The organism is Aureisphaera sp. (genome assembly GCF_059726885.1).
Genome location: NZ_AP041051.1, coordinates 3,669,914 through 3,683,776, shown reverse-complemented (window position 1 = coordinate 3,683,776; position 13,863 = coordinate 3,669,914). Strand labels below are relative to the sequence as shown.

12 protein-coding genes are annotated in these 13,863 nt (G+C 40.2%); 8 read left to right on the top strand and 4 right to left on the bottom strand.

Annotation, left to right across the window (positions count from 1 at the left end):
• The first annotated feature begins 39 nt into the window (after nucleotides 1–39).
• Nucleotides 40–963 carry a FecR family protein gene (locus AC6JAD_RS16525; RefSeq protein WP_461303846.1) on the top strand — a complete coding sequence of 308 codons (924 nt, stop codon included), beginning with the start codon at nucleotides 40–42 and terminating at the stop codon, nucleotides 961–963.
• The gene (locus AC6JAD_RS16520; RefSeq protein WP_461303847.1) at nucleotides 956–3,274 is read left to right on the top strand and encodes a FecR domain-containing protein; all 2,319 of its coding nucleotides are present in this window, start codon (nucleotides 956–958) and stop codon (nucleotides 3,272–3,274) included. Before AC6JAD_RS16525 ends, AC6JAD_RS16520 begins: the two co-directional genes overlap by 8 nt.
• A gap of 4 nt (nucleotides 3,275–3,278) precedes the next feature.
• Here AC6JAD_RS16520 and tpx read toward each other — a convergent pair whose 3' ends face one another.
• From tpx to AC6JAD_RS16505, 3 genes are all read right to left on the bottom strand, one after another.
• Nucleotides 3,279–3,779: a thiol peroxidase gene (gene tpx, locus AC6JAD_RS16515; protein WP_461303848.1), complete on the bottom strand. Its 501-nt coding sequence runs from the start codon at nucleotides 3,777–3,779 to the stop codon at nucleotides 3,279–3,281.
• A 145-nt stretch (nucleotides 3,780–3,924) separates the two neighbouring features.
• A complete protein-coding gene (locus AC6JAD_RS16510; protein ID WP_461303849.1) occupies nucleotides 3,925–4,569 on the bottom strand; it encodes a peroxiredoxin in 645 nt (214 codons plus the stop codon).
• Between the two features lie 180 nt (nucleotides 4,570–4,749).
• Nucleotides 4,750–6,231 (bottom strand): Na+/H+ antiporter NhaC family protein, encoded by a 1,482-nt coding sequence (locus AC6JAD_RS16505; RefSeq protein WP_461303850.1) that lies wholly within the window; start codon nucleotides 6,229–6,231, stop codon nucleotides 4,750–4,752.
• A gap of 315 nt (nucleotides 6,232–6,546) precedes the next feature.
• Here AC6JAD_RS16505 and AC6JAD_RS16500 point away from each other — a divergent pair, with 315 nt between their 5' ends.
• Complete coding sequence (locus AC6JAD_RS16500) at nucleotides 6,547–7,956, top strand: phage tail-like protein (RefSeq protein ID WP_461303851.1); 1,410 nt, start codon at nucleotides 6,547–6,549, stop codon at nucleotides 7,954–7,956.
• A gap of 65 nt (nucleotides 7,957–8,021) precedes the next feature.
• Here AC6JAD_RS16500 and AC6JAD_RS16495 read toward each other — a convergent pair whose 3' ends face one another.
• The gene (locus tag AC6JAD_RS16495) at nucleotides 8,022–9,239 is read right to left on the bottom strand and encodes an aminotransferase class I/II-fold pyridoxal phosphate-dependent enzyme (protein ID WP_461303852.1); all 1,218 of its coding nucleotides are present in this window, start codon (nucleotides 9,237–9,239) and stop codon (nucleotides 8,022–8,024) included.
• Between the two features lie 168 nt (nucleotides 9,240–9,407).
• Between AC6JAD_RS16495 and AC6JAD_RS16490 the strand changes: the two genes are divergently transcribed.
• From AC6JAD_RS16490 to AC6JAD_RS16470, 5 genes are all read left to right on the top strand, one after another.
• Nucleotides 9,408–9,881 (top strand): Lrp/AsnC family transcriptional regulator, encoded by a 474-nt coding sequence (locus AC6JAD_RS16490; protein WP_461303853.1) that lies wholly within the window; start codon nucleotides 9,408–9,410, stop codon nucleotides 9,879–9,881.
• The gene (locus AC6JAD_RS16485; RefSeq protein WP_461303854.1) at nucleotides 9,868–10,506 is read left to right on the top strand and encodes a CPBP family intramembrane glutamic endopeptidase; all 639 of its coding nucleotides are present in this window, start codon (nucleotides 9,868–9,870) and stop codon (nucleotides 10,504–10,506) included. Before AC6JAD_RS16490 ends, AC6JAD_RS16485 begins: the two co-directional genes overlap by 14 nt.
• Before the next feature lie 97 nt (nucleotides 10,507–10,603).
• Nucleotides 10,604–12,004, top strand: coding sequence for a dihydrolipoyl dehydrogenase (gene lpdA, locus AC6JAD_RS16480; RefSeq protein ID WP_461303855.1), 1,401 nt, complete (start codon nucleotides 10,604–10,606; stop codon nucleotides 12,002–12,004).
• Nucleotides 12,005–12,340: 336 nt separating this feature from the next.
• On the top strand, nucleotides 12,341–13,246 hold the full coding sequence (locus AC6JAD_RS16475; RefSeq protein WP_461303856.1) for a T9SS type A sorting domain-containing protein: 906 nt from the start codon (nucleotides 12,341–12,343) through the stop codon (nucleotides 13,244–13,246).
• A 76-nt stretch (nucleotides 13,247–13,322) separates the two neighbouring features.
• On the top strand, nucleotides 13,323–13,859 hold the full coding sequence (locus AC6JAD_RS16470; protein ID WP_461303857.1) for an NADPH-dependent FMN reductase: 537 nt from the start codon (nucleotides 13,323–13,325) through the stop codon (nucleotides 13,857–13,859).
• The last annotated feature ends 4 nt before the right edge of the window (nucleotides 13,860–13,863 follow it).

Here is a 13,863-nt window from a genome sequence, read left to right as displayed (position 1 = left end):
GGGTTTTTTGCCCCTGAGTTGTCATAACACTGGAATTCTATGGAAAAAACAAATTTAAATAGCGAGCAAGAGACCTACTTGGCCAAGTGGATGGGAGGGGAACTTAGCGATTCTGAATTGGCACAGTATATTCCAGAAGCAGAAATCAATTTTTACCGAAAGCTTCGATTGGGAAGCGATTTGCTCAATGACCCCGGTGAAGAAACGTTCATGGCTATACAAGGGAAGATTGGGGAGAAATCTAAAGTGAGGTCTTTTGGAAAACGAAATATAAGATGGGCCATGGCTGTGGCTTCCTCCTTGCTTTTGTTCTTGGCCAGTTACTTTTATTTTGAAGACGGATCGACCGTTATCTCTACCTCCTATGCAGAACAGAAAACGGTCACCTTGTTGGATAATTCTGAAGTTACTATTAACGCAAATACCCAGTTGAGTTATGAAAATGATAATTGGGAAGAACGAAGGGAAGTCCGCTTAGATGGAGAAGCTTATTTTAAGGTACAAAAGGGTAGTACGTTCGAGGTGGTAACAGATAATGGAAATGTTGAGGTACTCGGGACACAATTTAATGTAAAAACCACCCTAGATTATTTTGAAGTAACTTGTTATGAAGGTAAAGTGGAGGTTAGAAGTAACGGAAATGCCAAAATTCTTTTGCCGGGTATGACCGTAAGAAGAATTAACGGGCATCCTACCGAAGATGGAACTTCCACTAGTGAGCAACCCAGTTGGATGCACGGGGAAAGCACCTTTAAAAGTGTTCCATTGGTGTATGTGCTGGCCGAATTGGAGAACCAATATTCCCTTACCTTTAATACCGATGCGATAGACGATGGAATACGGTTCACTGGTAGTTTCGGACACGACAATGTGAAAGTAGCTTTGGCCGCAGTATTTAATGCCATGCGAATAGCGTACAGTTACAATGACCAAAAAGTTATTGTGCTTCATCCATATGAATAGAAAGAATACCCTAATTTGGATCATCATCCTATTCTTTCCCTTAACAGCAACCATTTCACAAGAAGCGGTTGCTTTTCGTGTTGAATTTAATGAGACTCCCGTTGCCCAAGCCCTTGAGACCCTGGAAGAGTTGTTCGATGTTCGGTTTTCCTATCAGGATAATCTTCTTCAGGAAAAGGTAATTACATTAGACAGTGAGGTTAGAACCTTCGAGGAGGTATTGGCGGTATTGGAAACTTACTATCAACTTCGATTCGAAAAAATTGACGATCGGTATATCTCCGTGTTTAGTGATGAAAGCAATTTGGTGGGGGTTCAGCAATTGGAAGATGTGATTGTTATGGGATATCTCACCCAAGGAATCGATAAGCGAAAAGATGGTACTTTCAAGCTGAGTCCTAAGGTGCTTGGGGCCCTTCCTGGGCTTACCGAAGCCGATGTGCTCGAAAGTATTCAGTTACTGCCAGGTGTCATTAGCCCTAATGAAACTGCCACTGGATTTAGTGTCCGTGGAGGCAGGGCAGATCAAAATCGAATTTTATGGGATGGCATAAACATTTATCATAAGGGGCATTTATTTGGGATGATTTCTGCGTTTAATCCCAATAGAATACAAGATGTCGAATTTCAGAATAAAGGAACGAACCCACGATATGGCGAACGGTTATCCAGTGTTGTTTCTATAACATCAAATAATCGGGTTTCCGATACGTTTTCGGGTGGGATAGGCATAAACGGTCTTGGGGCAGATGCCTATTTGACTCTTCCTTTGTTGAAAAACAAGTTGGATGTGCAAGCGGGGGTAAGACGTAGTTACGATGAGCTTTATGAATCCTTTACGTTCGATAGAATGGCCCGAAAAGTATTTGAGAGTACTAAGATTACGAATGCAGATAATACCAACAACGATTTTTTCTTCCTGGATTATGATGTGAAAGTGAATTACAGGCATAGCGAAAAACATAGCTTTCACCTAAGTACGATTCAGATTGACAATAATTTGGACTATGTAGTCCGGGAAACGGATAGCACGACTACATTAAATGACCAATTGAAAATTAATAATGAAGGGTATGCATTTCGATGGAATGCACAGTGGGACGAAAACCTGCGGCAGGAGGTAGTTGCTACCCTGTCAAAATACCGATTCACGTATAATTTCCTTGAGTTTAATGATACCGAACTGGTTTCGGATTTCGAAAAGAAGAATGTAATTTTCGATTCAGGGGTAGCTACCGAGTTTTTCTTTGAAACGAAAAAGGATCATCTTTTTTCCTTAGGATATCAGTATTCCCTTAAGGATGTGAGCTATGCGTTTTTAGAAACGGCCCAGCTTTCCTTTGTATTGGATAGTGACCAAACGGTAGAAAATGCACATGCGCTTTTTGGGAATTACCAATATAGGAATCCAGATTTGTTTGATGCCGATGTGGGAGTTCGGGTAAATTACTTCCAGCACTTAGATGCTTTTCGGGTAGAACCTAGGGTATTTATTTATAGGGATCTGTTCAGGAACGTTCGTCTTCAGGCATCTGCAGAAATTCGCAGTCAGATCATTAGCGAGATAGATGAAACCGTATTTAGTGACCTGTCCCTAGAAAACCGACTATGGCGCTTGGCAGATGGTGATACATTTCCCATTATAAAAAGTCATCAGTTTTCCACTGGGATTGTTTTTAACAATAAGGGCTGGACGCTTGATTTGGATGCATATTACAAGAAGATTGATGGCCTTACGGCATTGGCTTTGGGTTTTTTGAATCCATTGGATAGCCAGTTTCACATTGGAACCCAAAAAATATGGGGCGCAGATCTTTATATTAAAAAGGGATATGGGAATTTTAGCACTTGGTTCAGTTATTCCATCAATAATGTGCAAAGTAAATATAGGGAACTAAACAACGATGATTACTTTACGGCCAGCAATAGTATACGCCATAACATAACGGTTTCCTTAAATTATAAATTAAAGGCGTTTCAGGTAGCATTGGGGTGGAATTGGCATACGGGTCGTCCCTATACCGAAGCGCTTGTGGAACCTTCTAGTAACGAATTGTTTTTTCAAAATATCAATACAGAAAGATTGCCAAATTATCACCGATTGGACTTCTCGTCCACATATGCATTCAGGTTTTCCAAAGAAAAACCGCTTAGGGGTAAAATTGGTTTTTCAATTCGAAATGTATATGACAAACGCAATTATCTAAGTCGGGAATATTTCGGTAATAATAACTTAAACGATCCCGTAACGGTAATCGATAGATTTTCCTTAGGGTTCACCCCCAACTTCCTGTTAAGGTTATTCTGGTAGCCCTTTATGAAAGAGCATTTAAAGCCGCCTCATAATTGGGCTCCTGTCCAATTTCCGGCACTTGTTCCGTATACAGAACTTTATTGTTTTCATCAAGTGCAATAACCACCCTAGCATGTAATCCAGTAAAGGCACTCTTGGTTATTTCTAAACCATACTCCTTGCCAAAAGCCCCATTGTTGAAGTCACTGAGCATCTCTACGTTTTCAATCCCCTCTGCAGCACAAAAGCGAGCCTGGGCAAATGGTAGGTCCCTAGAAATACATAATACTTGGGTGTTATCTAAAGCTGCCGCTGCCTCATTAAATTTCCTAGAGGAGGCAGCACAAATTCCTGTATCCACACTAGGGAAAATATTCAACAATTTTCGCTTGCCATCATAATCCGAAAGGGATTTCGAAGAGAGATCATTGGCAGTTAATGTGAAGTTTGGAGCCGTACTTCCAATTTCTGGTAAGTTTCCTATAGTTTCTGCAGGGTTTCCACCTAATGTTATTTGAGCCATTTTTGTAAAGATTGGTTTATGAACCCTAAAATTACGACTAAGATTTTACTTAAATGTGAAGGTTATGACAAAAAAACACTCCCTCCCAAATCGGGAAGGAGTGCGTCTAACCTAACTTAAAAAATAAACTAATACAAAGGTGTAATTAGTTTAAGTGCTGTGAAAGATATGCAGCGACCCCATCTCGGTCGGCGTGCATGGCCGTAGCCCCTTCTTGCCAGTTTGCGGGACAAACTTCGCCGTTCTTTTGAACATGGCTATAGGCATCTATTAATCGGATAAATTCTTCTACATTCCTACCAACGGGCATATGGTTAATGCTCTCATGGAAAACGGTTCCCTCTTCATCCAGGAGATAAGTAGCGCGGTAGGTAACGTTATCTCCTTCGACCAAAACGGTATGGGTTTCATCATCATAACGCTCATTGGTAATGTCCAAGATGCCAAGTTGAGAAGAAAGGTTTCTGTTACTGTCTGCGATAATTGGATAAGTGATTCCTTCGATTCCACCCATGTTTTTAGGTGTGTTTAACCAAGCGAAGTGTACTTCGGGAGTATCACAGGAAGCGCCGATAACAAGCGTGTTCCTTTTTTCGAATTCCCCCATTGCTGCTTGAAAAGCGTGCAGTTCGGTAGGACAAACAAAAGTGAAATCCTTGGGATACCAGAAAAGCACGATTTTTTTGTTCTCTTTCTGTGCTTTTTCAAGAATGTTCAATTTTTCGGTGATTCCGTTTTTGCCGATTGCGTCCACTGTAAGGTTTGGGAATTTTTTGCCTACAAATGCCATTTATGATAGATTTAATTATACCTGTTTTTTGAGGCGGCAAAATTACAAAATAGACTTCCGGGGAAAAAGGAAATAAGACTATATATTCTGAAAAAAACACAGGTTTTTCACAACAAATAGAGTATCAATATTTTACAAAATTGAATGCGAATTGATGAATTCAATTTTCATTAAGGCAAACTAGGCTTGCACTGTTTTTGGCGAGACCATCATCTTGATTTTGATACGGAAGGCTGCAAATAACAAAGTGGTAAATGGACTCATCCAATTAAAGATCGCATACACAAAATACTCTCCGACCCCTACGCCCAAAACACCACTCTGATATGCTCCACAGGTGTTCCACGGGATAAGTACAGAGGTAACCGTCCCACTATCTTCCAATGTTCGCGAAAGGTTCTGCGGTGCCAATCCTTTATCGTCGAATGCCTTCTTGAACATTTTTCCGGGTATAACTATGGCCAAGTATTGATCGCTCGCAATAGCATTCAGGCCCAAACAGCTAATCACCGTACTTGCAAAAAGACCAAATATGGATGTAGCCAGCTTAAGAAGTTCTTTCGTTATTCGGGCCAATGCACCAATGGCATCCATGACACCTCCAAAAACCATCGCGCAAATAATTAGGGCAATGGTCCAGAGCATACCTTTCATTCCGCCTGCAGAAAATAAATTGTTCAGGGTTTCATTATCGGTCGTAATTGAGGTGTCGGTAAATATAGAAGTTACAATGCTGTTCAGTTTTGAAGACCCTAAAGTGTTGAGTATTTCAGGCTGAAATATGAAAGCAAATACCGCTGCAGACAGCACACCGGCGCCCAATGCAATTAAAGGCTTTGTTTTCAATAATATTAAGGCTATTACAATACAAGGAACTAGAAATAACCAAGGGGTAATATTAAAAGTAGTATCAATAGTGCTTAATAGGCCGCTTAAATCTGCATCACCCGTTGTGTCAATGGTCGTACTTAGAATAGAAAACACAATGAGCGTTACTATAATTGTAGGGACAGTGGTAAGGGCCATATACCTTATATGGGTAAAAAGATCGGTTCCTGCCATGGCGGGTGCCAAGTTAGTGGTATCGCTTAATGGAGACATTTTATCACCAAAATACGCTCCCGAAATAACAGCCCCAGCGATCATACCTCCAGAAATGCCCAATGCACTTCCAATTCCTATGAGTGCAATTCCTACAGTAGCCGAGGTGGTCCAAGAACTTCCGGTTGCGATCGAAATGATGGCTGCAATAATCACGGAAGCTGGTAAGAAAATCTCTGGGCTCAACACTTTTAATCCATAGTATACCATAGCTGGAATGATTCCGCTCACCAACCACGACCCGGCCAATGCTCCTACCAATAACAAAATCATAATGGGAACGAAGACACTCTTTAGGTTTTCCCATATTTCCTGTAACATGGTACCTATATTCACTTTGTTCCAAAAGCCTACAATGGCCGCAACACCACCACCCATTAAAAGGATAAATTGATTGGAGTAATCCCCTAACCATGCCCCATCGGCAAAAAAGATGTTATAAGCCAACAGTCCCATAAGGATAAGAACAGGAATGAGGGCTTCAAGAAAATTCAGTTCCTTGTTCTCAATAATTTTTTGGTCTTCGATATCGATTTTAGAGAGATTGTCTTGTTGCTCCATTGCCCGTTTTTAAAATGAAATGTAATGTTACGATTTTGAATTCTGCTATGCAAATGAAGATTACGTGATACGGTTTGTAAGAAAAGAAGCGTGAATTGAGTTTGAAAAAATAAAAAAACGTCAAAAAGTAAATAAATCAGTTAAAATGAATTGATTGACTTACAACAGATTAGAAATATTCCTACGGTTTTACCGTAGAATATATCATTTAATCGAGTAAAATTATAATTTCATCGAATAATATATAAAGTACTTGTAAGTAAAAGATTACAAAAATAAATTTGACATCAGTTATTGACCCAAATTAAATTACTTATGAAAATTCTGGCCCCCGCTTTTTTATTTCTTTCATTTACATTTTCCGTACAGGCCCAGGTGGGAATAGGAACTACGGCTCCCATGTCTTCCTTGGACATAGCAATTAGCGATCCGGCCAATCCCGCCTATAATGATGGGTTTTTACTGCCTAGGTTAGACGCTTTACCAATTAATGATCCAAAAAATGAGCAACATGGTATGCTCATCTACCTTAATACCGCTTCGGGTTCCAAAAGTCCTGGTTTCCACTATTGGGATAAGGATGAAGGTGTTTCAGGAGATTGGATCCCACTTAATAATGACTGGAAATTAAGCGGTAATAGCAATGCAACCAAGGGAACACATTTTATTGGAACTACGAATTCCGAAGAGGTTGATTTTAGAGTGAACAATAAACATGTTTCCCGACTAACCGAGCAAGGACAATGGGAAATTGAAGCCGATGAAAAGACCGTTCTAATTGGTGTAGAAGCAGGGGAGAACTATGACCCTGCCGGGACTTCTGCAGAACAAAATGTGTATATTGGATATCACGCAGCCCGTGCATCCACCTCAGGAAGGGATAACGTAGCAGTTGGGGCATTTTCTATGCTTTCGAATACGACAGGAAACTTTAATGTAGGTGTAGGGGACGAAACCTTGGAAAATAATACTACCGGTAGTGATAATACTGCATTGGGGAATGATGCCCTTCGCGCAAATATTGACGGTCAATCGAACTCGGCTGTCGGAAGGGATGCCCGGAGGGTAAATACAACCGGCGATAACAATACCTCCGTAGGAAGAAACTCTTTAGATTCGAATACGTCCAGTAATAATACGGCTGTTGGTTATGAAGCTGGCGAAAGCAATACCTCGGGAAGTAGTAATACCTATATTGGTTATGATGCCGATACATCTAGCGGGTCTATTTCTAATGCAACGGCTATAGGCAATGGGGCACGAGTATCCAGTTCCAATCAAGTTCGAATCGGGAATACAGCGGTTACCAGTATCGGAGGATATGCTAATTGGTCTAATGTTTCGGATGCCAGATTCAAATTGAACGTACAGAAAAATGTACCTGGGTTGGATTTTATTTTAAACATTGAACCCGTCACTTATACATTAAATTCCGAGAAACTGAGCTCCTTTAAAGGTGAGACGAATGCCGTTAAAAACACCTCAAAAGTGGAAACTGGTTTTTTGGCTCAGCAAGTAGAGGAGGTAGCACAATCCCTAGGGTATGAGTTTAACGGTGTTAACCGTCCTGATGATCTCAATAAAGATAATTATACGGTTTCTTATGCAACATTTGTAGTTCCATTGGTAAAAGCAGTGCAAGAACAGCAATCTGAGATTGATCACTTAAAAGCAGAGATTCAGGAATTAAAAGCTTTAATAAAGGCGTCGAACGCCAGTAATTAATTTCCTATCTGCAAGAGCAGGTAGTTATACAAACCGTCTAATGGGGGTTAGACGGTTTTTCTTTTTTACACTAGTACCATTTCCAAGACACCAACTTCAATCATGCATTCTTTCATAAGTTGGTAAGTGCGTTCTATATCGTTGTCCAAACCAATTGAAAAACGAATAAGTCCATCGGTGAGTCCCATTTCTGCCTGCTCTTCTTCAGGGATTTCTGAAGAAGTTGAAGAACCAGGGGCACTGAACAGTGTTTTGTAGAATCCAAGACTAACAGCAAGGTATCCCAAATTACGTGCTTGCATGAGCTCCATCAGTTCATTGGCCTTGTCTAGGCTTCCTACATCCAATGTAAGCATCCCCCCAAAACCGTATTCTTCATTCATCATACGTTTAAAAAGATCATGACCTGGGTGGGAGTGCAGCCCTGGGTATACCGTTTTTAGACCATCTGCTTCGAATTTTCTGGCTAAGAATAATGCATTGCTACTATGTTGTTTCATACGAATATGGAGGGTCCTCAGGTTTTTTAATATGGAAGCTGCTCGTAGGCTATCCATAGACGCTCCCAATAGCATACTGGCTCCATCATTCACATTTCGTACCGCATCGATAAATTCCTGGCTAGCACAAATAACACCACCCATGGTATCACTGCTTCCATTTATGAACTTGGTAAGACTGTGCATTACGACATCCGCGCCAAGGTGGGCTGGGGAAATGGACAAAGGAGAAAAGGTATTGTCTACCAATAGCATGAGATTATGCTTCTTAGCAAGTAGCGCAAGGTTTTCAATATCTGCAACCTCTAGAAGCGGATTGCTCACACTTTCACAATAAAGGATTTTGGTTTCCGGGCGAATAGCCGCCTCCACTTTGTCCAATTTGGTAATATCCACAAAATCGGTTGAAATATGAAGTTGTGGGGTAAAGTTCTTTAGGAATGCATAGGTCCCTCCATAAATGGTCCTACTGGAAACGATATGATCGCCCGCTTTGCATAACTGAAGGATAGCAGCTGTAATGGCTCCCATACCCGTACCTGCCACGTTTGCTGTTTCAGTACCTTCCATGGCCGCCAACGCTTCACCCAAGTAAAGATTAGAAGGGGAGGTGTGTCTTGAATATAGGTAACAACCATCTGCATTTCCCTCAAAAGTATCGAACATAGTCTTGGCCGAAAGAAATGTATATGTAGATGAATCGGAGATGGATGGGTTTACCCCTCCAAATTCCCCAAAGTATTGCAGGTCTTGAATCTGATTTGCAGGTTCGAATTTTTTCATGATCGCTGGAGTTTTTCAAAAAATATATCAATCAAAAATACTTCAAGGTGGATAATATATCAATGATTATAATCATAATTAGATATATATTCTTTATTCAGTTAACATATTAGTTTATTTTTCTATATTTTTGGCATAAACTAAAAAGAACCAGATTAATTTTCGGCAATGACTTTAGACCGTATAGACAGACGCCTTTTGGGGTACCTTCAACAGGATTGTAAACAGACAAATAAGGAACTTTCCTTTAAATTAGATCTTTCCGTAACTGCCGTGTATGAACGGATTAAGAAATTGGAACGTTCGGGGATAATAGAAAGTTATTCGGCCAAACTCAATAAAGAAGCGGTTGGACTGGGCTTTTTGGTGTTTTGTCATATAAAACTAGAACAACATGCGAAGAATGCCATTGGTCATTTCGAGAAGGAGGTAAAGAAATTAAATGAAGTGTTGGAATGCTTTCATGTGAGTGGTGATTATGATTACCTATTGAAAGTGGTGGTGAAAGATATGGAGCACTTTCGTAACTTTATGGTAAATAAACTCACCACTATAGCCCATATTGGCAGTACACAAAGCTCCTTTACTATTAGTGAAGTGAAAAACACGACCGAATTAACACTAATTGATGACGCATCCTAGATACCTCCTTGTTGAATTTTTCCTCATTTTTATTGCCATACCAGTAAGTTTTGCGCTCCCATATTCCATTTGGGTAAAGGGTGCGATTGCCATTTTGGGGTTGGCTTATATAGTGTATGTCCTGTTGCGGGTTGAAAAGATCAAGTTTAAGATGAAAAGGGGACTTGCTTGGAATGCTTTTTGGAAACGAACCCTCACCATTTTTGCGCTTATTGCCATAGTGACGACTGTATTTGTGTATTATACCGAGCCCAAAAGCCTGTTTTTCGTTCCATTGAATAAGCCACAACTATTTATTACAATCCTTTTTATTTATACGTTTCTATCGGTTTGGCAACAGGAAATCATTTACAGAACATTTTTTTTTAAACGGTACGAGAAGCTCTTTAAAAATCAATATTTATTCCTTTTTGTAAATGCCATAGTGTTTAGCCTGGCACATATCTTCTTTCGCAATACCCTGGTAATGATACTCACATTTATTGGAGGGCTTTTGTTCGCATGGACCTACCTTAAATTTCGAAGTACCACTTTGGTAAGTATAGAACATGCGCTATACGGTAATTGGCTTTTTACAGTGGGCATGGGGCAAATGCTAGGTTTTCCTGGTATGGAAACCCCTTAATTAAGGAATGCCAATTTGTACGACCAACTAATAAAGCTTATCCTTTTAAACTACGAAGGAGCTTCGTAACTTTGCATTCGCATTTAAAAAAATAGATATGTCAAAATATGATGTTGCTGTTATTGGTTCTGGCCCAGGAGGCTATGTAGCCGCTATTCGTTGTGCCCAATTGGGAATGAAAACTGCGATCATTGAGAAGTATAATACCTTGGGCGGTACCTGCCTAAATGTAGGTTGTATTCCCAGCAAGGCATTATTGGATTCTTCACATCATTATGAAGATGCAGTAAAGCATTTCGAAGAGCATGGGATTGAAATTCCAGGCGAAGTGAAGATCAATTTCAAAAAAATGATCGAACGCAAGCAAGGAGTAGTCGATATGACAACCAAAGGAATTGATTTCCTTATGGGTAAAAACAAGATTGATGTATATCATGGTCTGGGTTCTTTCAAAGATGCGACTCATATTGAAATAGATGGCGAGAAGAAACAAACCATTGAGGCAGCAAATACGATTATTGCCACTGGTAGTAAACCGGCTACGCTTCCTTTTATTGAGATAGATAAGGAGCGAATCATTACTTCTACAGAGGCACTAAGCTTAACCGAAATCCCAAAACACATGATTGTAATTGGAGGTGGAGTTATTGGCTTGGAGTTGGGTCAGGTATACCGTCGCTTGGGATCGGAGGTTTCCGTTGTGGAATATATGGATAGAATAATCCCGACCATGGATGGTGCCCAAAGTAAGGAGCTAACCAAAGTGATGAAAAAACAGGGCGTCAAGTTCTTCGTTTCCCATCGTGTATCTGCAGTAGAAAGAAAAGGAAAGGATGTTACGGTAACGGCTACGAATAAAAAAGATGAGGAAGTTACCTTCACAGGAGATTACTGTCTGGTGTCTGTAGGCCGCAGGCCATATACTGATGGTCTTGGATTGGAGAATGCAGGGGTAAAGGCCAATGAAAGGGGACAGGTGGAAGTAAATGATCACCTGCAAACCAATGTGTCCAATATCTATGCTATTGGTGATGTGATCCGTGGTGCGATGCTGGCTCATAAGGCAGAAGAAGAAGGTGTTTTGGTGGCAGAAATATTGGCCGGTCAAAAACCACATATAGATTATAACTTGATTCCCGGGGTAGTATATACTTGGCCGGAAGTGGCAAGTGTTGGAAAAACGGAGGAACAATTAAAAGAAGCGGGTATTTCCTACAAATCGGGTCAGTTTCCTATGCGTGCTTTAGGAAGAAGCCGAGCAAGTGGTGATACCGATGGTTTTGTAAAGATTTTAAGCGATGCAACCACCGATGAGGTACTTGGGGTACACATGGTGGGTGCCCGTGTAGCCGATCTAATTACCGAAGCTGTAACGGCTATGGAATTCCGTGCCAGTGCTGAAGACATTGCTCGTATGAGCCATGCGCACCCAACATATGCCGAAGCTGTAAAAGAAGCTGCCTTGGCTGCTACGGAAAACCGACCACTACATATTTAAGAACCCGAATAAAGGTGAATATATCTAACCACTTTCCTTGAATGGGGAGTGGTTTTTTTGTGACTAAAATTCAAGTTTATAGACTATTACAAAGATATGATTCATCATTTTTTTGTAACTTAAAGTGCAACTAAAAGACTTTTTAATGAAAGTTTCGGCACTTTTTGGCGAGGGTGCCCAACGCAACTACCATGTGAACAGGTAATGATTTCCTTATGAATTACTTTGTTACATTATTTCAATTTTCGTAAAAGTTTTTTGGTTACTAATCATTGTTTGGCGTCAGTATTATAGCTGATGCAGGACCTTTTGTTAATCAACTAAATACCAAACCGTATGAAACACAAGTATTTTTTAGCGACAGTGCTTTGCACATTCTTTGTTTTTTCGAGTACTAACGCACAATTTATTGATGATTTTGATTGGGTAGATGGAGGCACGTGCCCATCTTGGTGGACCAATTGGTCTGGTACCGGATGTGATATATTGGGTTCCAATTCTGGGTGCAGTGGTATCTGGAGTGGTCATGTACCGGGAGACCCAGCGGCTTATGATCCAGTATTGGATTTAGGCAATAAGATTTTTGGCATGTGGCGTTTAAAATTTTGCATGTACATACCTAGTAATAAAGAAGGGTATTTCAATTTACAGGGTACGGTTCCAATAGCCGGTGGAGAATGGATTGTGGGTAATATCTTTTTTAATCAGGATTTATTGACACCTGGGGAAGGGCTTATAGATAATTCTGCACTTGGGGCGGTTACCTTCAATTTTCCACATGACGAATGGTTTGATGTGGAGATGGTTTTTGATATTAATTCAGGTATTTCTTTGGCTACTTGGGAGATGTTGGTAGATGATGTCGTAGTTATTCCTGCAGGAACGGCATTCACTAATTCCAATGGGGATATCCCTGCGAGTTTGGGAGGGGTTAATTTCTTTTCAATTTCTGCTAATAACGAATTCTTTCTGGATTATATGATTTTTGATGCCCCTATAATCGGTGTTGAAGATTTTTCTAACCTTACATTCGCCATTTCACCAAACCCCGCACAAGATGAATTACGTATTTCTACCAACGATCCTTATGAGAATGTTCGTATTCATAACATGGAAGGCAAGTTGGTAATGCAATCGGGGAATGAATCCACCATTGATATTTCAGTATTGCAATCCGGTATGTATTTTGTGGAAATAAGTAGTGATCAAGGCAAGAGTGTTCGGAAACTAGTAAAACGATAAACCTTTAATAATTGCCTTTTAAAATTGAGCCACCCTTATTCCCGGGCGGTTTATTGGTTTTCAATATATTTATGGTATGAAAAAAATAATTGCTTTCGCTGGGAGTAATAGCAGTACTTCCATTAACCATCAATTGGTTTCATATGTAGCTTCAACTATTGAAAACAACCAAGTTTCAGTTATAAAATTGACCGATTATCCTTTACCGATTTACAGTGAAGACTTGGAAAAAGAGGAGGGCTTTCCCGATCAGCTTTCCAAATTACTTGAAGTAGTAAAGCAGGCCGATGGGTTAATCATTTCTGCAAGTGAACACAATTCTGGGATATCGGCTTTTTTCAAGAACGTATTCGATTGGTTGTCTAGAATAGATCGCAAGTTTGGTGAAGGAAAGAAAGCATTTGTTTTAAGTGCTTCACCTGGAGGAAGGGGAGGCCTTTCTGCCAATGAATATATTTCTGGAGCCTTACCTAGAACAGGAGCAGAAGTAGTGACATCGGTCACATTCCCCGGTTTTTACGATAATTTTTCGGTAGCAGAAGGCAAGATTAGTTCTGAAGAAAGTCGACTAAAAATACAAGAGCACCTTCATCAATTTTTAAATAGTTTGTAAATCG

Excerpts from the sequence above, each read along its gene's own strand:
- AC6JAD_RS16525 (WP_461303846.1), top strand. The coding sequence starts at position 40 with ATGGAAAAAACAAATTTAAATAGCGAGCAAGAGACCTACTTGGCCAAG.
- AC6JAD_RS16520 (WP_461303847.1), top strand. The coding sequence starts at position 956 with ATGAATAGAAAGAATACCCTAATTTGGATCATCATCCTATTCTTTCCC.
- tpx (WP_461303848.1), bottom strand. The coding sequence starts at position 3,779 with ATGGCTCAAATAACATTAGGTGGAAACCCTGCAGAAACTATAGGAAAC.
- AC6JAD_RS16510 (WP_461303849.1), bottom strand. The coding sequence starts at position 4,569 with ATGGCATTTGTAGGCAAAAAATTCCCAAACCTTACAGTGGACGCAATC.
- AC6JAD_RS16505 (WP_461303850.1), bottom strand. The coding sequence starts at position 6,231 with ATGGAGCAACAAGACAATCTCTCTAAAATCGATATCGAAGACCAAAAA.
- AC6JAD_RS16500 (WP_461303851.1), top strand. The coding sequence starts at position 6,547 with ATGAAAATTCTGGCCCCCGCTTTTTTATTTCTTTCATTTACATTTTCC.
- AC6JAD_RS16495 (WP_461303852.1), bottom strand. The coding sequence starts at position 9,239 with ATGAAAAAATTCGAACCTGCAAATCAGATTCAAGACCTGCAATACTTT.
- AC6JAD_RS16490 (WP_461303853.1), top strand. The coding sequence starts at position 9,408 with ATGACTTTAGACCGTATAGACAGACGCCTTTTGGGGTACCTTCAACAG.
- AC6JAD_RS16485 (WP_461303854.1), top strand. The coding sequence starts at position 9,868 with ATGACGCATCCTAGATACCTCCTTGTTGAATTTTTCCTCATTTTTATT.
- lpdA (WP_461303855.1), top strand. The coding sequence starts at position 10,604 with ATGTCAAAATATGATGTTGCTGTTATTGGTTCTGGCCCAGGAGGCTAT.
- AC6JAD_RS16475 (WP_461303856.1), top strand. The coding sequence starts at position 12,341 with ATGAAACACAAGTATTTTTTAGCGACAGTGCTTTGCACATTCTTTGTT.
- AC6JAD_RS16470 (WP_461303857.1), top strand. The coding sequence starts at position 13,323 with ATGAAAAAAATAATTGCTTTCGCTGGGAGTAATAGCAGTACTTCCATT.